Source organism: Geothrix oryzae (assembly GCF_030295385.1).
GTDB classification, from domain to species: Bacteria; Acidobacteriota; Holophagae; order Holophagales; family Holophagaceae; genus Geothrix; species Geothrix oryzae.
Map to the genome: position 1 here is coordinate 371,321 of NZ_AP027079.1, position 18,021 is coordinate 389,341.

Here is an 18,021-nt window from a genome sequence, read left to right on the forward strand (position 1 = left end):
CACACTTTGAACATCATATGTGATGAGCGGGTCGATTTGATCACAAAGGGTCAGGTGGTCAGACCACGGCCTGAGCTTCCCCCAAAAGGCGTTTGTGGATGGCGGCGGCGGCCCGGCGGCCCTGGCCCATGGCCAGGATCACGGTGGCGCCGCCGGTGATGACATCGCCGCCTGCGAAGACGCCCGGGAGGGAGGTCTCGCCGGTTTCATTGTCTACGACAACAACTCCGCCCTTGAGGGTCCGCAGTCCCTTTTCCGTCATGGCCAGGAGGGGGTTCACATCGAAGCCCAGCGCGACCACCAGGGTCTCGCAGGGGATCATGATGCGCTCGTCGGTCATCTTGGGGCTGCGGCGGCCGTCGGGGCCGGGCTCGCCCAGCTCCATCACGGCGCATTCGGCGTGGGTCATCCAGCCCTTCTCGTTGCCGTGGAGCTGGACGGGGGTGGTGAGGAACTTGAACTCGACCCCCTCCTCCATGGCGTGCTCGAGTTCTTCCTTGCGGGCCGTGGATTCATTGATGGTGCGGCGGTAGACCACCGTGACCTTCTCGGCGCCCATGCGGCGGGCGGCGCGCGAGGCGTCCATGGCGGTGTTGCCCGCGCCGACGATGATCACATTCTTGCCGATGGTCACGGGCGTGGAGTATTCGGGGAAGAGGTCGGCGCGCATGAGGTTGATGCGGGTGAGGAACTCGTTGGCGGTGTAGACGCCCTTGTACTCCTCGCCGGGGATGCCCATCATCTTGGGCAGGCCGGCACCGGTGCCCATGAAGATGGCGTCGTTCTCCTGGCGGAGATCCTCCAGCGTCATGCTGCGGCCCACCAGGGTGTTCATGACGAACTTCACGCCCAGGCGGCGGAGGGTGTCCACTTCCTGATCCACGATCTTGTTGGGCAGGCGGAACTCGGGGATGCCGTAGAGCATCACGCCGCCGGGCTTGTGGAGGGCGTCGTAGACGGTGACCTGGTGGCCCTTCTTGATGAGTTCGCCCGCGACCGTGAGGCCCGCGGGCCCCGCGCCGATGACGGCGACCTTCTTGCCCGTGGCCGCCTCGACCGGGGGCAGCTCCTGGGAGCCCAGCATGGAGTCCGAGGCGAAGCGCTCCAGGCGGCCGATGGAGACGGGCAGGCCCTTGATGCCGACCACGCACTTGATCTCGCACTGCTTCTCCTGCGGGCAGACGCGGCCGCAGACGGAGCCCAGCGAGGAGCTCTCCTTGATGACGCGGGCCGCGGCCTGGGGATCGTCATTGACGATCTGCTGGAGGAAGGCCGGGATGTTGATGCTCACCGGGCAGCCTTCGATGCAGGCGGGATGCTTGCACATGATGCAGCGGGCGGCTTCCAGCTTGGCCTGCTCGGGCGACAGGCCCAGGCTCACCTCATCGAAGTTGCACACGCGCAGCTCCGGCGGCTGGCAGGCCATCTCCTGGCGGGGGATCTTCATCTTCTGGCTGGGCTTGATGGCGCCCAGGTCCAGGTTCTGCCAGTCCAGCTCCGTCACGGGCTCGTTGAGATACTGCGAGTAGTCCACGGGGCCGGTGGCGGCCACGCGGCCGATCTTGCACTCGGAGGGATCGCAGATGTCCTTCTCCTCCTGCTTGTACCAGTCGGACCGCATGCGGAGCATGTTGAAGTCCACCTGGTGACCGTCGAAATCGGGGCCGTCGAAGCAGGCGAACTTGGTCTGGCCGCCCACGCTGACGCGGCAGCCGCCGCACATGCCCGTGCCATCGACCATGAGGGCGTTGAGGCTCACGAGGGTGAAGATGCCGTGGGGCTTCGTCAGGTCGGACACGGCCCGCATCATGGGCAGGGGGCCCACCGCCACCACCTGGGCCACCTTCTCCCGGGCGATGATGTCCTTGAGGGCGTCGGTCACCAGGCCCTGGCGGCCCAGGGTGCCGTCATCGGTGGTGATGATCAGTTCGGCGGAGGCCTTGCCCAGCTCGTCGGCCAGCAGCACGCGTTCCCGGCTGCGGCCGCCCAGGATGGTGATCACGCGGCGGCCCTTGGCGTGTAGCTCCTCGGCCGCGGGCAGGATGGCCGCGGACCCGTAGCCGCCGGCCATCAGGACGATGGTGCCCTCCTCCACCAGCTCCGTGGGGGTGCCCATGGGGCCGGCCACGGCGTAGAGGCGGTCGCCCGCGCTGAGCCTGCCCATGGCCTGGGTCGTGGCGCCCACCTCCTGCATGATGAAGTGGATGTAGCCGCGGCGGGCATCGCCGCCGGCGAGGGTGAGGGGGATGCGCTCGCTCTCGGGGAAGGGGGCCACCATGAAGAACTGGCCGGGCTTGCGGCCCCGGGCCACCTGGGGGGCCTGCACGATGAAGGACCAGGTCTCGGGGGCGATGAGCTTCTTCTCGAGGATGAGGTAGCCGTCCTGGGTCTCGTCGTCGGACCAGTAGAGGGTCTTGCCCTTGAGCAGGGGGAGCATCAGGTGCTCCTCGGTCTCGATGTGCTCGCGGATCAGGTCCACCAGCCGCTGGCCCAGCAGGGTGAGGGAGCGGGGCGCGCGCACTTGGCCGTCGTTGATCTCGGCCAGCAGCTGCAGGTTCAGATCCCACATCTGGCGGTGGTCCTCGTGCAGGCGCTGGTGCAGGGATTCGGCGCCGATCTCCTCCAGGAGGGGGAACAGCTCCCGCTCCTCGGCCTCGTTGTGGACGCGCAGCACCTCGAAGATCCACCGGGCGCCCCGGTCCACGCCCTTCCAGTCGCCGGCGCCCAGGGCTTCGGACATGCGCGTGAGCTGGCCCTGGGCCTCCTCATGGGTGGCGTGCCAGTTCGGCGTGGGGAGATTCCCAGTGCTGATCAGGTTCGTGGCCGCTTCGGACTCAGACATGGAGGCCTCCAGATCCGTTCAGCATGCGATGACGGGAGGGGGAATTCTGTGTCTAAAAACCTAATTGGGAACACTTGTGACCCATGCCACAGGGCGCTGGAATCGCAAGGACTTAGCTAACGAAAAAGGCATTCCGAATGGATCATCCAGTCGTTCATCTCCGCGGTGGATCGGTGAGGATGTCCCGAATTTTCGCCACCAGCTCCCTCACCCGGAACGGTTTCTGGAGGAAGCCGTCCGGGGGGAAGTCCTCCAGGGACTCCAGGGACTCTTTCTGGGTGTACCCGCTGGTGAGGAGGACCCGCATGCCGGGAGCCAGTTCCCGGATCTTCCGGAAGGCCTCCGCCCCGCCCATGCGGGGCATGGTCATGTCGAGCAGCACCAGATCCACGGAGGCCCGGCCCGCCTGGATCACCTCCACGGCCTCCAGGCCGTCCCGGGCCTCCAGCACCTGGAAGCCCGCGTTCTCGAGGGCGGTGCGGGCGAGGTCGCGCAGGATGGCCTCGTCGTCCACCACCAGCACGGTCCCCGACACCGCGGGCCGGGGCTGGGCATCGGGGGGCGGGATGGTGACGGTGGCCTCGCCGGCGGGGAAGAGCAGGATGAAGGTCGTGCCTTCGCCCGGCGTGCTCTCCACCCGGATGCCCGCCCGGTGGCCGCGCACGATGCCGAGCATGGCGGAGAGGCCCAGGCCCCGGCCCGTGAACTTGGTGGTGAAGAAGGGGTCGAAGATGCGGCCGATGGTCTCCGCGTCCATTCCGCTACCGTCGTCTTCCACCTCCATGCGGACATAGAGGCCGGGGTCCAGCACCTGGCCCGGGAAGGCGGCGGAGAGCTGAGCCCGGGTGTACTCGGCCGCCCGCGTGCGGAGGGTGATCTTCCCCGGCCGGTCGCCGATGGCCTCGGAGGCGTTGATCACCAGGTTCATCACGACCTGCTGGAACTGCGCGCTGTCGGCTTCCACGGGCGGGAGGCCGGGCTGGAGGTCTCGGCGCAGGACCACCTTCTTGGAGATGGAGACCGACAGCAGGTCGCCCATCTCGACGATGATGCCGTTCAGATCCAGGGGCTGGACCGAGAAGTGGGCCTTGCCCGCGTAGGCCAGCAGCTGGCGGGCCAGGTCGGCGCCGCGCTGGGTGGTGGCCTCGACGCGCTGGAGGGCGTGCAGGAGGCGGGGATTGCCCTTGGCGAGGTCCAGGGCCACTTCGGTATTGCCCAGGATGGCCGTGAGGAGGTTGTTGAAGTCGTGGGCGATGCCCCCGGCGAGGACACCCAGGCTCTCCAGCTTCTGGGCCTGGCGCAGGGCGCTCTCCGCCCGCCGGCGCTCCGTGACATCGTCGGCCATGAAGATGGCGCCGAGGAAGCGGCCCCGCTCGTCGCGCAGCGCCGTGTTGTACCAATCGCAGAGGATCCGCTGGCCGGTCCGGGTGAGGTTCTCCATGGTGGCCCGGATGCCATCCGTGCCGCTGAGCAGGGCTTCCCGGTGGGCGGCCACCCCCTCCTGCCCTTCCTTGGGAACGAGGTCCCGGGTGTCCTTGCCGAGGGCCTCCTCCCGGGTGTAGCCGAAGATCCGCTCCGCGGCCGGATTCCACTCGCGGATCCGGAAGGCGCCGTCGGTCTCGATCACGGCCAGGGGCGTGGATTCCAGGTGGCTGCGGTTCCGCTGAAGGGCCTCGAACAGCGTCGCGTTCATGTCGTGGGCCAGGGCGAGCGCCCGCACCCTCGTGCCGGCCAGGGACCAGACCACGGCCGCCAGGGAGAGGCTGATGACGAGGCCGCCGATCAGCAGGTGCAGGGGTTGGTTCCGCCCTTCGGTGCGGTAGAAGCCAGGCTTGACCGCGTAGCGGAGCTGCCAGCCGCGGCCTCCGGCCTCCAGTTTCTGGACCGCATCAGGCGCCCCGCCCTGGGGCCAGCCCTCGCTGGCCATCAGCTGCTGGGGCCCCTGGGGAGCGAAGGCGTCCACGAGGCTCAGGGCCACGCCGGCGTCTTCGCCCAGGAGGAGATCTTCCATGAGGGGTTGGAGGAGGATCCCCGCGGAAACCCAACCCTTGAGGAGGCGATGGCGCTCCTCGGGCGAACCCGGCAAGCCGGGCCCCGAATAGATGGGCATGAACAGGGCCACGGCATCCTGGCGGCCCTCCTTGAGGGTGAAGTAGAGCAGCCCGGACAGCGTGGGCTGGCCCGTTTCGGCCGCGCGCTCGGCCGCGAGGCGCTGGGTGGGGCTGACGCCGACATCGAGTCCCAGGGCGGCCGCCCCCCGGGCGCCCGATTCGCAGAGCTCGATGATGAGGTGGTCCGCATCCTGGCCCGGGGGTCGAAGGGGCAGGGGATCCGAGATCGGTCGATGGTAGCGGTCCCTCAGCTGGGGTCGGTCCCGCAGGAAGTCGTCCAGGTCGGCGGCGGGAACGCGGCGGATGAAGGCCAGGCTCGACAGGCCCGGGTGCCGTTCCTGGAGGGCCAGGGAACCCACGAAGGCCCGCCACTCCTCCACGCCGGGCTCGCCCCGGTCCGCGGCGAACATGCCCTGGGCCCCCCGCACGATGTCCTCGTAGCGGCCCAGCCGGTTTTTCAGGCTCTGCTCGGTGCGACCCACGAACCGGTTGAGCCGGGCCAGGTCCCGCTGTTCCTGGTTGCGGCGGGCGACGCTCCAGGACAGCAGCGTGGCGCCCAGGCTCACCAGCAGGACGGCCAGGGCGAGCAGGGACGGGCCTCGCGGTGAGGTGAGCGGAGGGGGGGCTGGGAGCGTGGGCGCCGTCATGGGAGGGATGGAAACCGGCCCCATGGTAGCCACCTGGGCCCGGTTGCACCCTCGGGATCTTCCATGCGGTAGGGTGGATGCTGCTGGAGAGTTGCCCGTGGACCTGCTCGATGAATTCCTGCCCTACGCCCAGAGCTGCCTGAAGCACCCTTCGGAGCGGGCCCGCCTGGGGCTCCTTCTCACCCACTGGGTGGGTAAGTGGCGCGGCAAGCACCGGGTGTTCGACTACTCCCGCAGCCACCACGGGGCCTTCCTGCACTTCAACCAGCTCATGGACGGGAAGTGGGTCCAGGCCTTCACCTTCGTGGCCACGCGGCGCGAGGGCGTCTGCCTCCGGGGGCCCGAGCCGGACCGGGCCCGGAAGTCCCACAAGTTCCGCCACAACCCCCTGGACGCCGCCCCCCTGGACGCCCTGTTTGAGGCCTGGTCCCAGCATCCCGAGGCCCGTCCGGCGGGCCGCGCCGTGGAGTTCTTCCTGGAGGAGACCCCGGACGAGGTGTGGGCCGCCTGCCTGGCCGAGGTCCTCACCTATCTCGGCGCCTGACGGCTTGCGGACCTGCCCGGCTTTCGGGCATGGTGTCAGGACCGTCATGCCGACTCCCCGCAGCTTTTTCGCCTTCAGCTTTCGCACCCCGGGTGCGAGGGTGGGCGGCTTCTAGACCTGAACCGCTTCCGCCATCGCCCCCGAGACCTCACGGCTCGGGGGTTTCTGCATTTCAGGAGCTCCCATGATCCCGATGCCCTCCGATCCCCTCCAGGGCCTGCGCCAGGCCATCGACCGCGTGGACGACGAGCTGCTGTCGCTGCTGAACCGGCGGGCCGCCCTGGCCGCCGAGGTGGGCCACCTGAAGACGGCCGCCGGGCCCGAGGCGCTCTTCCACGCCCCGAAGCGCGAGCGGGAAGTCCTCGCCCGCCTGGAGGCGGAGAACGGCGGGCCCTTTCCGGCTCCGGCCGTGCGCACGATCTTCCAGGAGATCATGAGCGCCTGCCTCAGCCTGGAGAAGCCGCTCCGGGTGGCCTTCCTGGGGCCCGAGGGCACCTTCACCCACCTGGCGGCCCGCCACCAGTTCGGCGGCTCCAGCCAGTCCCTGCCCCAGGGCACCATCCAGGCCGTGTTCCAGGCCGTGGAGCGGGCCCGGGCCGAGTACGGCGTGGTGCCCGTGGAGAACGCCACTGAAGGAGCGGTGGACTCCACGCTGGACGCCTTCCTCGACAGTCCTCTGCGGATCTGTGCGGAGATCCTGCTGCCCGTGGACCAGGCGCTGCTGCTGCGGCCCGAGCTCGATCTGGGGGCCGTGCGCCGGGTTTATTCCCATCCCCAGGCCCTGGGCCAGTGCCGCCGCTGGCTGGAGGCGCACCTGCCCCAGGCCGACCGCATCGAGGCGCCGTCCACCTCCGAAGCGGCGCGCCTGGCGCGGGAGGACGCAGAGGGCGCCGCCGTGGCCTCGGAGCTGGCCGCGGAGCTGTTCGGCCTCAAGGTGGCCGAGACGCGGATCCAGGATCTGGCCGCCAACGCCACCCGCTTCCTGGTGCTGGGGCCGAAGGCCGCCGAGCCCACCGGGCGCGACCGCACCACCCTGCTGGCCATGGCCCAGGATGGCCCCGGCGCCCTCCTCCACCTGCTGGAGCCCCTGGCCCGCCGCGGGCTGAACCTCAGCCGCATCCAGAGCCGTCCCACCCGCCGCAAGCTCTGGGAGTACGCCTTCTTCCTCGACATCGAAGGCCACGCCGCCGACGCCCCCATGGCCGAGGCCCTGGCCGAACTGAAGGGCGCCTGCGCCTCGATGAAGGTGCTGGGCAGCTATCCGAGGGCGGGGGAAATGTGAGGGCCTACTGCGCCACGCTCCACGCCATCTGGTTCCGGTAGTCCGTCACGAACCGCTTCTTCTCGGCGGAGTAGTTGCAGCCGCCGCCCGTGCTGGCGGGGCCGATGGCGACGAGGCCCAGGTCGATGCGGGCAGGGAAGGCGGCGAGGGCGCGGTCCACCGCTTTTTGGGCGGTGAGGCCCTTGGCCAGCAGGTCGTAGGTGGTCTTGGCCACCAGGTGCCTGACGATGTCCTCGCCATTGCCGGTGCAGGCCACAGCGCCCTTGGGGCCGGCGTAGATGCCCGCGCCGTACATGGGCACATCGCCCACGCGGCCGTAGAAGGTGATGGTGGTGCCTCCGGTGCTGATGGCGGCGGCGAAATGCCCCTGGGCGTCCCGGGTGACGCAGCCCACGGTATCGGGGGAGCCCAGGGCCTCTTTCAAGGGGGTGGGGAAGTTCCAGGCCTTCTTCCAGTCGTAGCGCTTCCAGGCCTCGATCTGGCGCGGATCCGAGCCCTGGAGGATGCTCTGCACGCGCTGGAAGCGGGCCCGGTTCTCGGCGCAGGTGGGGTCGTAGTCGGGAAATCCCATGGCCCGGGCGAAGCGCGTGGCGCCCTCGCCCACGATGAGGAGGTGGGGCGTGTCCATGACCTTGCGGGCCACCAGCACGGGGTTCTTCACCCGCTCGATGGCGGCCACGGCCCCGAAGCCGCCGGTGGCGCCGTCCATGCAGGCGGCGTCCATCTGGATGGTCTTGCCGTCGAGGCGGATGTTGGCGCCGGTGCCGGCGTTGAAGCGGGGATCATCTTCCAGCACCATCACGCCGGCCAGGGCCGCATCCAGGGCGGCGGCGCCGGTCTTCAGGGCGGCCAGGGCCTTCGCGGCGGCCGGGTCGGTGCCGTCCATGCGCGTGCGGGGACTGCCGGCCCCGCCGTGGACCACAGCCGCGGGAGGTGCGGCGGCAGGAGGCGTGGCGGCAGGAGGCGCGGCCGCGAGGGCGCCGGCGAGGGTCGCGGCCAGCAGCAGGGTGGCGAAGGGGAGTCGGGTGGTCATGGGGGTTCCGTCAGCCGCCGATGCGGGACATCTCGACCTTGGGCAGGCCGGGAGTGGCGCCGTGCCGGAGCTCGGAGTAGTGGTCATCCCGCCGTTTCCAGTGGAAGGCCAGGAGGGAGGCGAGGTCCGCATCGCCGTGGCCGCTGCGGAGGAAGGCCTTGAGGTCGAGCCCCCCGCCCGCGAAGAGGCAGGTGTAGAGGTGGCCGTCGGCGGACAGGCGGGCCCGGTCGCAGCCCCGGCAGAAGGGGGCCGTGACGGAGGCGATGAGGCCCAACTCGCCCTGGCCGTCGCGGTAGCGCCATTCCCGGGCCACGGCGCCGCGGGGCGCATCCACGGGCTCCAGGGGCCAGCGCTCGTGGAGGCGGCGATGCACCTCGGCGGCGGGCACCACGGACTCCATTCGCCAGCCGTTGGTGGTGCCCACATCCATGAACTCGATGAAGCGGAGGGAATGGCCCTGCTCCCGGGCGAAGGCGGCGAGATCCAGGATCTCGTCCTCGTTCACGCCGCGCTGGAGCACGCAGTTGAGCTTGAGGCGGCTGAAGCCGGCCGCCTTGGCGGCGACGAGGCCCTCCAGCACCCGGGATAGGGGCAGGTCCGTGTCGCTGAGGGCGCGGAAGCGGTCCGGCCGGAGGGTGTCCAGGCTCACGGTGAGCCGCTTCAGGCCCGCGGCGCGCAGGGCCTCGGCCTGGTCCGGAAGCAGGACGCCGTTGGTGGTGAGCGCCAGATCCTCGATGCCGGGCACGGCGGCCAGCATCCGCACCAGGCTGGAGAGCTCCCGGCGCATGAGGGGTTCACCCCCGGTGAGCCGGAGCTTGGTGACGCCGAGGCCCGCGAAGACCCGCACCAGCCGGGTGATCTCCTCGAAGCTGAGGAGGGCCTCCCGGGGCAGGAAGGGGTAGTCGGGTCCGAAGACCTCCTTGGGCATGCAATAGGTGCAACGGAAGTTGCACCGGTCGGTGACCGAGATGCGCAGTGCCCTCAGGGGGCGGCCCAGGGTGTCGAGGGGCTCCATATCCCAAGCATAAATTCCTTTCCTGCGTCAGAATGGACTGTTTGATTGGATCTCCAAAAATGGGCTTTTTCGATCGATTCCGTTCTCGCGCCGAGGAGGCGCCCTTGCCTGGGCTGGCGGCCCTCCTGGAGGCGAGGGGCGTTCCGGCGTCCCTGCCCGGCCTGGAAGCGCTGGCGCCCGGGTTCGAGGCCCATCGGAAGCCGGAGGAACGGGAGGCCTGGGCGGATGCGGTGGCTGAGCTCCATCAGCAGGGCCTGCCGCTGCCCGAGCCCTGGATCGACGCCCAGGACCACCTTCTGCCCGAGCTGGTTCCCGCCTGGCAGGCGGAGCGGGAGGGCCGCTGGAGCCGCGGGTTCATCGATGGCCTGCGCCAGCGCATCCGCGTGGGCGAGATGGTGATGCCCAGCGCCTGGCTGAAGCTCTGGGACCAGCCCGCCGATGATGTGCTGGAGCTGGCCCTGGACCACCTGCGCCACCGCAGCAGCGGCGCCTTCGAGCGCCTGCCCTCCGGCATCTACCGCGGCCCCTGGCGCGACGGGTTCGATGCGGCCCGCCTGTTGCTGCCGGAGATCTGGCACGGGCTCTTCAAGGACCAGCATCCCTTTCTCGCCATCCCCGCCGCCGACACCCTGCTGGCTACGCCGCAGATCCTGCTGCCCAAGCTCATGGACGAGGTGGGCCGCATGATCCAGGCGGGGCGGCCGGCGCTTCAGCTGGCCGTGCTTGAGCGCATCGACGACAAGCTCATGACCGCCCGCCTCCAGGATCCGCACCCCATGTCCGCGCCCCAGCGGGAACTGAAGCACCTGGACCTCATTGAGGCGCTGCGCATCCAGGAGAAGGATCTGGATCCGACGCTGGGCCGTCCCGCCTCCGTCGCCATCGTGAAGACCACCCAGGGCAAGCCGCTGACGCTGGCATCCTGGGAGGCCGGCACGCCCGTGCTGCTGCCCGAGACGGACCTCATCGCCTTCTCCGCGGCGAATGGCGAGCCGCTGGCCATCTGCTGGCGCCAGACCCTGCCGCGCATCCAGGAACTCCGGGGCGAAGCCGTGGCCATCTGGGGGCCCCGCCGGGTCCGCTATGAAGGCTTCCCCACCGAAGAACAGCTCTCCCGCCTGGAGCGCTTCGCCACGGCCGAGCAGATGCGGGCCATGCTGGCCCAGGGCGGCAGCCGCCCCGCGGCCCCAGCGCCGCGGCCCGCCACGGGTGGGGCCGGCGGCAACGCCCTGAGCAGCCCCGGCGCCACGACCCTTCCCCGCCACCTGCAGGGGGCCGGGCTCGGCGTGCAAGACCCGGAATGATCCTCCCCGGGGCGGCGCTGCCGGCGGTTCAGGAAGCCGCGCCTCCCTCGGCCACCGCTCTGCTGCGCCGGGCCCAGGAGTCCGTGCTGCTGGTGCGCAGCCCCCTCGGGGGGATCCAGGCGCACCAGGGCAGCGGCGTGGTCATCGCGCCCGGCCTCGTGGCGACCAATGCCCATGTGGCGGAGGGGGGGCATGGGCTCGTGGTGTACCGGGGCTCCGAGGCCTGGCGGGTGACCCGGGTGCGGATGGACCGGGCCCGGGATCTCTGCCTGCTCACGGTGCCGGGATTGACCGCGCCCGCGGTGACACTGGCCCCCGCGCCCGCTGAAGTGGGGCAGGCCGTGGTGGCCATGGGGTATCCGGGCGGGCAGGACCTCGTGGTATCCCGGGGGCGGCTGCGGGGCATCTGGCACTACGAAGAGGGCCGCCTGCTGCAGAGCGATGCCGTGGCGCTGCCCGGCAACAGCGGCGGCGGCCTGTTCGATGCGGAGGGGCGCCTGCTGGGGCTCACCAGCTTCACCTTCGCGGCCAGCCCCCGGCTGAGCTTCGCCGTGCCTGTGGACTGGATAAGGGAGCTGGTGGCGCGGCCGGATCTGACCGATGCTGGCCGTCCGGAGGCGAGCCGTCCGGGGGCGGGGCCCGGGGTCCAGGATGCGGATCTCCTGGGGGCGCTCGCGGCGGACCCCCGCAACTGGCCCGCCTGGGAGACGGCCGCGCGCCAGTGGGTCCACGATCTGCCGATGGATCCCAATGCCTGGCTGGCCCTGGGGCTGGCTCTGGACCGCTCGGCCCGGGCCTCGGCGGAGGCCGGCGAGGGCGTGCCGCCCGCGGTGCTCCAGGAGAGTGCCGGGGCCTACCGCCGTTCCCTGGAACTGCAGCAGAAGCCCCGCGCCTGGAACAACCTCGGGGCGACCCTGGATCAACTCAACCGGTTCGACGAGGCCGAGCGGGCCTTCCTGGAAGCCCTGGCCCTGGAGCCCGGCTACGCCCTGGCCTGGATGAACCTGGGCTGCGCCCGGATCAACGCCCGGCGGTTCGCCGCCGGGGCGGAGGCCTTCCGGAAGGGTCTGGCCCTCCGTCCCGACGACGCGGAGGCCTGGATGCGCCTGGCCCACTGCCAGCAGATGCTGGGTCAGCGGGAAGCGGCCGTGGGCACCCTCGAGATCGCCCTCCGCTACCGCCCGCTGGCGGCGGAGCTGTGGCTGGATCTGGGGCTGCTCCTGGTGGACCTCGGGCGGCGGGAGGAGGCTCTGGCAGTGCAGGCTCGGTTGGCCGACCTGGATCCCCAGGGGGCGGCCCGCCTCCAGGGCGCCCTCAAGCGGGTCAGATCAACCCGATCTCCCGCAGGCGCTGCAACAGGAATGCGTGGGCGGTGATGGGCTCGAAGCGCTTGGCCTCGCCCGGCTCCAGGAGGGATTCGGGGCAGTCGAGGAGCACCTCGGGCCGCGGGTGGCAGAAGAAGGGCATGGAGTAGCGCACGGCCTCCGGGCTGTCGGGGTTGACCACCCGGTGCGTGGTGCTGGGGATCTTCAGGTTCACATGGCGGCTCAGCATGTCGCCCGCATCGGCCACGATCTCGCCGGCCAGGCCATCCACGGCGCGCCAGGTCCCGTCGCGGCCCAGCAGCTGCAGGCCCGAATCCGTGGCGGCAGGCAGCAGGGTGATGAGGTTGATGTCTTCGTGGGCGGAACTCCGCACGCCGCCTTCAAGGTAGCGGTCCCGCAGGGCCGGGTAGTGGATGATGCGCAGGATGGAGTTCCCGTCCACGATCATGTCCGCCAGGCTGCGTTCGGGCAGGCCCAGGTAGAGGGCGAGGGCTTCCAGCAGGGTGCCCGCGCAGTCCTCCAGGGCCCGGTAGAGGGCCAGGGTGTGGCCCTTGAAGCCGGGAACTTCGACCTCGGGCCAGAGGTTGTCGCCGTAGAGGGCCTTGAGGGGATGGTCCGCCGGCAGCTCCTGGCCCACATGCCAGAACTCCTTGAGGTCGCCCACGGGGTTGTCCTTGGCGTGCTCGCTGCCGAAGGGCGTGAAGCCCCGGGCGCCGCCGGAGCCCGGCACGAGGTAGCGGCGCTTGACCTCTTCGGGCAGGGCGAAGAAGGCCTTGGCCGCCTCGTAGGCGCCCTCCACATCGGCCTGACGGACCTGGTGTCCGGCCACTTTCACGAAGCCGGTGTGCCGGAAGCTGTCGCCCAGCACCCGGATGAAGTCAGCACGATCCCGGGCGTTGCCCTCGCGGAACTGGGACAGGTGGACGGTTTCGACCTGGAAGGTGGAACGGGGCATGGGGCCTCCGGGGACCGGCCATGATAGCTGGCATGACAGGAATCTCCAGCGGCCGGTCGGTCCGGGCGGAAGCCCAAAAAAACGGCGGCAGCCTGGGGGGCCACCGCCGTCTGCCGACCCCTTCCAAGGGCGCGCAGTCGAGGATCTCTAGGCTTCCACGGTGGCCTTCATGCCGAGGCGCTCGCGGATGAGGGTCTCGACCTCGTCCGCCAGTTCGGGGTTGTCCATGAAGAGCTTCTTCACATTCTCGGCCCCCTGGCCCAGGCGGCTGTCCTTGTAGCTGTACCAGGAGCCGCTCTTCTGGATGATCTCCAGCTGGGTGCCCAGCTCCACCAGCTCGCCGGTGCGGCTGATGCCCTCGCCATACATGATGTCGAAGGTGGCGACCTTGAGGGGCGGGGCGACCTTGTTCTTGACGACCTTCACCTTGGTCTTCTTGCCGATGACGGAGGAATCCTCGTCCTTGGCGGCCACCAGGGGATCGTTGGTGTTGCCCTTGATGCTCTGGATGCTGCGGACATCGAGGCGCACGGAGGCGTAGAACTTGAGCGCGTTGCCGCCGGTGGTGGTCTCGGGATTGCCGAACATCACCCCGATCTTCATGCGGATCTGGTTGATGAAGACCACGCAGGTGTGGGTCTTGCTGATGGTACCGGTCATCTTGCGGAGGGCCTGGCTCATGAGGCGGGCCTGGAGGCCCACATGGCTGTCGCCCATCTCGCCGTCGATTTCGGCCTTGGGCACCAGGGCGGCCACGGAATCCACCACGATGATGTCCAGGGCCCCGCTGCGCACCAGCTGGTCGCAGATCTCCAGGGCCTGCTCGCCGCTGTCGGGCTGGGAAATGAAGAGGTTGGCCACATCCACGCCCAGCTTCTGGGCGTATTCAGGATCGAGGGCGTGCTCGGCGTCGATGTAGGCGGCCAGGCCGCCCTTCTTCTGGGCCTGGGCCACCATGTGCAGGGCCAGGGTGGTCTTGCCGCTGGCTTCCGGGCCGTAGACCTCGACGACGCGGCCCTTGGGCACGCCGCCCACGCCCAGCGCCGAGTCCAGGGCGATGGAACCGGTGCTGATGACCTCGATGCCCTCGGCGCTGTTCATCCGGTCGCCGAGCTTCATGACCGAGCCCTTGCCGAAGGCCCGGTCGATGTCGGCCAGGGTGCGCGTCAGGGCTTTCAGGCGTTCATCTTGCTCGGCCGCGGCCATGGAGTCCTCCAAGGGGATGCTTTCCAGGATGGGGCAAAAAGCGAAAAAAACAAGAAATCTTTTTTCACGCTCCGGCCCAGGTCCGCCGAAGAGGGAGGGGCATGCCGACGGAAGCCCACCCCCCTTTTCCCTCCCTCACGCCCACCCCGGGAGGGCCGCTGGCCCCGACTCCGGGTGGGCCGCCGGCCCCCGCGCAGGGGGAGGCCGACCGCTACCGGGCCCTGGTCGACCACCTGAAGGAGGTGGTCTTCCAGATCGACCGCCAAGGACACTGGTCCCTGCTGAACCCGGCCTGGACCCAGCTCACGGGCTTCGGGGTGGCGGAGAGCCTCGGCCGCCCCTTCCTGGACTACCTGCATCCCGCCGACAAGCCCCGCTACCTCAACATGCTGACCTACGCGGTGGATACCGGGCAGGATGCCTTCGAGGGGGAGTTCCGCATCCCCCGGGAGAACGGCGAGGTCAAGTGGGTGGAGGCCTACCAGCGCATCTCGTTCGATGAAGCCGGAGTGGTCCGGGGCGTCACGGGCACCTTCAGCGATGTCACCGAGCGGAAGCACACGGAAATCGTCCTCCGGGTGGCCACGAGCCGCCTGCGGACCCTCATCGAGAACATGCAGGCGGGCATCCTGGTGGAGACCGAAGGGCGCCGGATCGCCCTCCTGAACGAGACCTTCTGCTGGATGTTCCAGGTGCCCGTGCCGGCCCATGTGCTGGTGGAGAGCGAGACCCGCGATCTGCTGGAGGAGTGCCTGCCCCTGCTGGAATCCCCGGAGGCCTTCCTGGCGCGCCAGGAGGAGGTGGCGGCCGCCCGGCTGCCGGTGACCGGCGAGGAGTGGCGCCTCAAGGACGGGCGCATCCTCTCCCGCGACTTCGTGCCCATCCAGGTGGGCGAGGACTACCTGGGCCACCTCTGGCAGTACCACGACATCACGGACCGCCGGCGGGCGGAGCTGAAGCTGGAGGAGGCCGCCCAGGAGCTGGCCCGGGCTCGCGACAAGGCCCTGGAGCTCTCCGGCCTCAAGAGCGAGTTCCTGGCCAACATGAGCCACGAGATCCGCACCCCCATGAACGGCATCATCGGCATGACGGGCCTGCTGCTGGACACGCCCCTGGGCGCGGAGCAGCGGCAGTACGCCGAGACGGTGCGCTCCTGCGGCGAGTCCCTGCTGACGCTCATCAACGACATTCTCGACTTCTCCAAGATCGAGGCGGGAAAGCTCGAGATGGAGATCCTCGACTTCGACCTGCTGAGCGTGGTGGAGGATGTCATGGCCGTCCTCGCCATGAAGGCCCAGGCCAAGGGGGTGGAGCTGGGGGTCTTCGTGGATCCCGCCACGCCGCTGTCCGTGACGGGCGATCCGACCCGGCTGCGCCAGGTGCTGACGAACCTCATGGACAACGCCCTCAAGTTCACCCACGACGGATCGGTGGAGGTCCGCGTGCACCCCGAGGCCGAGGGCCGCGCCGGCGGGCTGCTGCGCGTGGAGGTCCGCGACACGGGGATCGGCATGCGGCCGGAGGTGGTCGAACGCCTCTTCACCTCCTTCTTCCAGGGCGACAGCTCCACCACCCGGAAGTACGGCGGCACGGGCCTGGGGCTGACCATCTGCAAGCGGCTGGTGGAGCTGATGGGCGGGGAGATCGGCGTGGAGAGCCTTCCGGGGGAGGGCAGCACCTTCTGGTTCACCCTCGGGCTCGGCACCCGCGGCTGCCAGCCCCCGCTGCGGAACCCGGTCGGCGAGGTGCTGCTGGCGGGGCTTCCGCCGGCCACGACCCGGCTGCTCGAGGAGCAGCTCCGCGTCTGGGGCCTGGACGCGCACCTGATGCCCAAGGGGGCGGATCCCGCCTCGTGGCTGCACGGCCTGCGGCGGCCCGGCGCGCTGGTCTTGGCCGGCTCCGCCTGCATCGAGGCCCTCCAGGGCGCGGCCCAGGGTGCGGCGGGAGACTGCACCGTGGCCCTCGTCAGCCCGCTCTATCAGCCCGAGCTGAGGGAGGCGGCCACCCGCCATGGCGTGCAGGCCTTCCTCCCCCTGCCCATCCGGCCCAGCCAGCTCCGCGCCCTGCTGGAGCCCGCGGGGCCGGCCGCAGGGGGGCCGGCCAAGGCGGCTGCCATCGGGCCTTCGGGCGGGCCCGTGCCGGTCCGGGTGCTGCTGGCGGAGGACAACCTGGTGAACCAGAAGGTCGCCCTCACCCTGCTCTCCCGGTTCGGCATCAAGGCGGATGTGGTGGCGACCGGCGTGGAAGCCCTGGATGCCCTGGTGGGCGTGTCCTACGATCTGGTGCTCATGGACTGCCAGATGCCGGAGATGGATGGCTACGAGGCCACCCGGCGCCTGCGGGAGCGCGAGCGGGGCCGGCGGCGCCTGCCCGTGGTGGCCATGACGGCCAACGCCATGGTGGGCGACCGCGAGCGCTGCCTCGAGGCCGGCATGGACGACCACATCCCCAAGCCCGTCCGGGTGCCCGACCTGCACCGTGCCCTGGCCCGCTGGCTTCCGGCCGGGGCCGTGCCCCCGGTGCCCGACGCCCACCCCCTCACTGGCGAGGTCTGACATGGCCAAGGCAGCCGTGCTGCTCGAGGACGACACCCTGATCCGCATGGCGCTGCAGCGCCTCTGCCTGGCCGGAGCCCGGCTGGAGGTGGCCTACAAGGATCAGCGCGCCGCGTTCCCCATCCTCACGGAGGACGGTGAGCGTCTGGCCTTCCGGATGCCCTTCGAGGACATCGCCGCCTGGGGCCTCAGGCCCGGCGAGAACTTGGCCATCAAGCTGAAGGACCGCGGCCTGGAGTACGAGTGCGTGGTCGCCCAGGCCGGGCAGGAGATCCTGGAGGGCGTGGAAGCCTGCTACACCACCATTCCGCGGGTGCTGCGCCGGTCCGACCTGCACCGCCTGGCGGACTTCATCCCCGATCGCGCCCACGGGCCGGCCCACGCGGCGACTTTCACCAACACCCGCAACGCCCTGCTCGACGGGACCGTCCAGAGCTTCGGCGAGGAGGGTCTGGAGCTCGTCCTCCGCAACACCAAGCAGGACATCCGCGAGCTGCTGCGCATGGGGGAGGAGTCGCTGCTGGATGTGCCTCTGGACGGCAACCTGCGCCTGCGGACCCCCACGACCGTCGCCTACTTCGGCGAGAACCTGGTGGGCCTCCGCTTCACCAAGCAGGCGGACGGCCCGATGCTGGAGCGGTACCGGACCTGGATCCAGGATCAGCAGGTTCTCCAGGCCCAGCAGGACAAGGACGACTTCGCGCCCCGGGGCTTTCTGGAGGCCACGGCGCGCATCAACCGGGCGGCCACCATGCCCACCGTGAAGGTGCTGGTGGACCGGGATCCCATCCTCCTGCTGCTCACGGAGAAGGAGGACTTCGCCCGGCGGCTGGCCGAGGCCCTGAGCCGCAAATTCGGCCTGGCCGTGCTCGACCACATCAAGGGGCCGGTGAAGACCCAGCTCCTGGATCTGGGGGGCGGCGAATCCGGCTGGGGCCGCATCCGCATGGTCCTCGTCCACAACCAGCTGCGCCTCGCCAGCCCGCTGGAGCTCTGCCGCCAGCTGGTGTCCCAGGAGGGGTGCCCGGTGCCCGTCCTCCTGGCCGGCACCGAGGAGGACGAGGCCCTGAAGCGCCATCGCGCGGTCTCGGCCGGGGCGGTGGACTACCTCGCCGTGGAGCCCTTCCGCATCCTCTCCATCCTGCGCAAGCTCGACGATACCCTCAAGCTCTTCGAAGGCGCCTGAGCGGGCCCCTTCCTGA

General features: G+C 70.1%; 12 protein-coding genes. 6 read left to right on the forward strand and 6 right to left on the reverse strand.

Going from position 1 to position 18,021, the window contains the following annotated elements; translation table 11 throughout:
- Positions 1-58 precede the first annotated feature (58 nt).
- Together gltA and QUD34_RS01615 are read right to left on the reverse strand one after the other, a co-directional pair.
- Positions 59-2,842, reverse strand: coding sequence for an NADPH-dependent glutamate synthase (gltA, locus tag QUD34_RS01610; protein WP_286354841.1), 2,784 nt, complete (start codon positions 2,840-2,842; stop codon positions 59-61).
- Between the two features lie 154 nt (positions 2,843-2,996).
- Positions 2,997-5,624, reverse strand: coding sequence for a CHASE domain-containing protein (locus tag QUD34_RS01615; protein WP_286354842.1), 2,628 nt, complete (start codon positions 5,622-5,624; stop codon positions 2,997-2,999).
- Between the two features lie 73 nt (positions 5,625-5,697).
- Between QUD34_RS01615 and QUD34_RS01620 the strand changes: the two genes are divergently transcribed.
- Both QUD34_RS01620 and pheA read left to right on the forward strand, forming a co-directional pair.
- On the forward strand, positions 5,698-6,144 hold the full coding sequence (locus QUD34_RS01620; protein ID WP_286354843.1) for a hypothetical protein: 447 nt from the start codon (positions 5,698-5,700) through the stop codon (positions 6,142-6,144).
- 184 nt (positions 6,145-6,328) lie between these two features.
- On the forward strand, positions 6,329-7,426 hold the full coding sequence (gene pheA / locus QUD34_RS01625; RefSeq protein WP_286354844.1) for a prephenate dehydratase: 1,098 nt from the start codon (positions 6,329-6,331) through the stop codon (positions 7,424-7,426).
- Positions 7,427-7,430: 4 nt separating this feature from the next.
- Here the strand turns inward: pheA and QUD34_RS01630 are convergent, their stop codons facing one another.
- Together QUD34_RS01630 and moaA are read right to left on the reverse strand one after the other, a co-directional pair.
- The gene (locus QUD34_RS01630) at positions 7,431-8,459 is read right to left on the reverse strand and encodes an isoaspartyl peptidase/L-asparaginase (RefSeq protein ID WP_286354845.1); all 1,029 of its coding nucleotides are present in this window, start codon (positions 8,457-8,459) and stop codon (positions 7,431-7,433) included.
- Between the two features lie 10 nt (positions 8,460-8,469).
- A complete protein-coding gene (gene moaA, locus QUD34_RS01635; RefSeq protein ID WP_286354846.1) occupies positions 8,470-9,474 on the reverse strand; it encodes a GTP 3',8-cyclase MoaA in 1,005 nt (334 codons plus the stop codon).
- Between the two features lie 104 nt (positions 9,475-9,578).
- On the opposite strand from moaA, the gene QUD34_RS01640 reads away from it, so the two are divergent.
- Complete coding sequence (locus QUD34_RS01640) at positions 9,579-10,778, forward strand: DUF1444 domain-containing protein (protein ID WP_286354847.1); 1,200 nt, start codon at positions 9,579-9,581, stop codon at positions 10,776-10,778.
- Positions 10,775-12,154, forward strand: a complete 1,380-nt coding sequence (locus QUD34_RS01645) for a tetratricopeptide repeat-containing S1 family peptidase (RefSeq protein ID WP_286354848.1) — start codon at positions 10,775-10,777, stop codon at positions 12,152-12,154. The genes QUD34_RS01640 and QUD34_RS01645 overlap by 4 nt, the downstream gene beginning before the upstream one ends.
- On the opposite strand, the gene QUD34_RS01650 is transcribed toward QUD34_RS01645, so the two are convergent.
- Both QUD34_RS01650 and recA read right to left on the reverse strand, forming a co-directional pair.
- Positions 12,102-13,058, reverse strand: coding sequence for an isopenicillin N synthase family dioxygenase (locus tag QUD34_RS01650; RefSeq protein WP_286354849.1), 957 nt, complete (start codon positions 13,056-13,058; stop codon positions 12,102-12,104). The two genes, QUD34_RS01645 and QUD34_RS01650, sit on opposite strands and share 53 nt — an antisense overlap.
- A 147-nt stretch (positions 13,059-13,205) precedes the next feature.
- Positions 13,206-14,264, reverse strand: a complete 1,059-nt coding sequence (gene recA / locus QUD34_RS01655) for a recombinase RecA (protein ID WP_286354850.1) — start codon at positions 14,262-14,264, stop codon at positions 13,206-13,208.
- Between the two features lie 101 nt (positions 14,265-14,365).
- Between recA and QUD34_RS01660 the strand changes: the two genes are divergently transcribed.
- The gene (locus QUD34_RS01660; RefSeq protein ID WP_286354851.1) at positions 14,366-16,819 is read left to right on the forward strand and encodes an ATP-binding protein; all 2,454 of its coding nucleotides are present in this window, start codon (positions 14,366-14,368) and stop codon (positions 16,817-16,819) included.
- 1 nt (position 16,820) lies between these two features.
- A complete protein-coding gene (locus QUD34_RS01665) occupies positions 16,821-18,005 on the forward strand; it encodes a PleD family two-component system response regulator (RefSeq protein ID WP_286354852.1) in 1,185 nt (394 codons plus the stop codon).
- Positions 18,006-18,021: the final 16 nt, after the last annotated feature.

Excerpts from the sequence above, each read along its gene's own strand:
- gltA (WP_286354841.1), bottom strand. The coding sequence starts at position 2,842 with ATGTCTGAGTCCGAAGCGGCCACGAACCTGATCAGCACTGGGAATCTC.
- QUD34_RS01615 (WP_286354842.1), bottom strand. The coding sequence starts at position 5,624 with ATGGGGCCGGTTTCCATCCCTCCCATGACGGCGCCCACGCTCCCAGCC.
- pheA (WP_286354844.1), top strand. The coding sequence starts at position 6,329 with ATGATCCCGATGCCCTCCGATCCCCTCCAGGGCCTGCGCCAGGCCATC.
- QUD34_RS01630 (WP_286354845.1), bottom strand. The coding sequence starts at position 8,459 with ATGACCACCCGACTCCCCTTCGCCACCCTGCTGCTGGCCGCGACCCTC.
- moaA (WP_286354846.1), bottom strand. The coding sequence starts at position 9,474 with ATGGAGCCCCTCGACACCCTGGGCCGCCCCCTGAGGGCACTGCGCATC.
- QUD34_RS01645 (WP_286354848.1), top strand. The coding sequence starts at position 10,775 with ATGATCCTCCCCGGGGCGGCGCTGCCGGCGGTTCAGGAAGCCGCGCCT.
- QUD34_RS01650 (WP_286354849.1), bottom strand. The coding sequence starts at position 13,058 with ATGCCCCGTTCCACCTTCCAGGTCGAAACCGTCCACCTGTCCCAGTTC.
- recA (WP_286354850.1), bottom strand. The coding sequence starts at position 14,264 with ATGGCCGCGGCCGAGCAAGATGAACGCCTGAAAGCCCTGACGCGCACC.
- QUD34_RS01660 (WP_286354851.1), top strand. The coding sequence starts at position 14,366 with ATGCCGACGGAAGCCCACCCCCCTTTTCCCTCCCTCACGCCCACCCCG.
- QUD34_RS01665 (WP_286354852.1), top strand. The coding sequence starts at position 16,821 with ATGGCCAAGGCAGCCGTGCTGCTCGAGGACGACACCCTGATCCGCATG.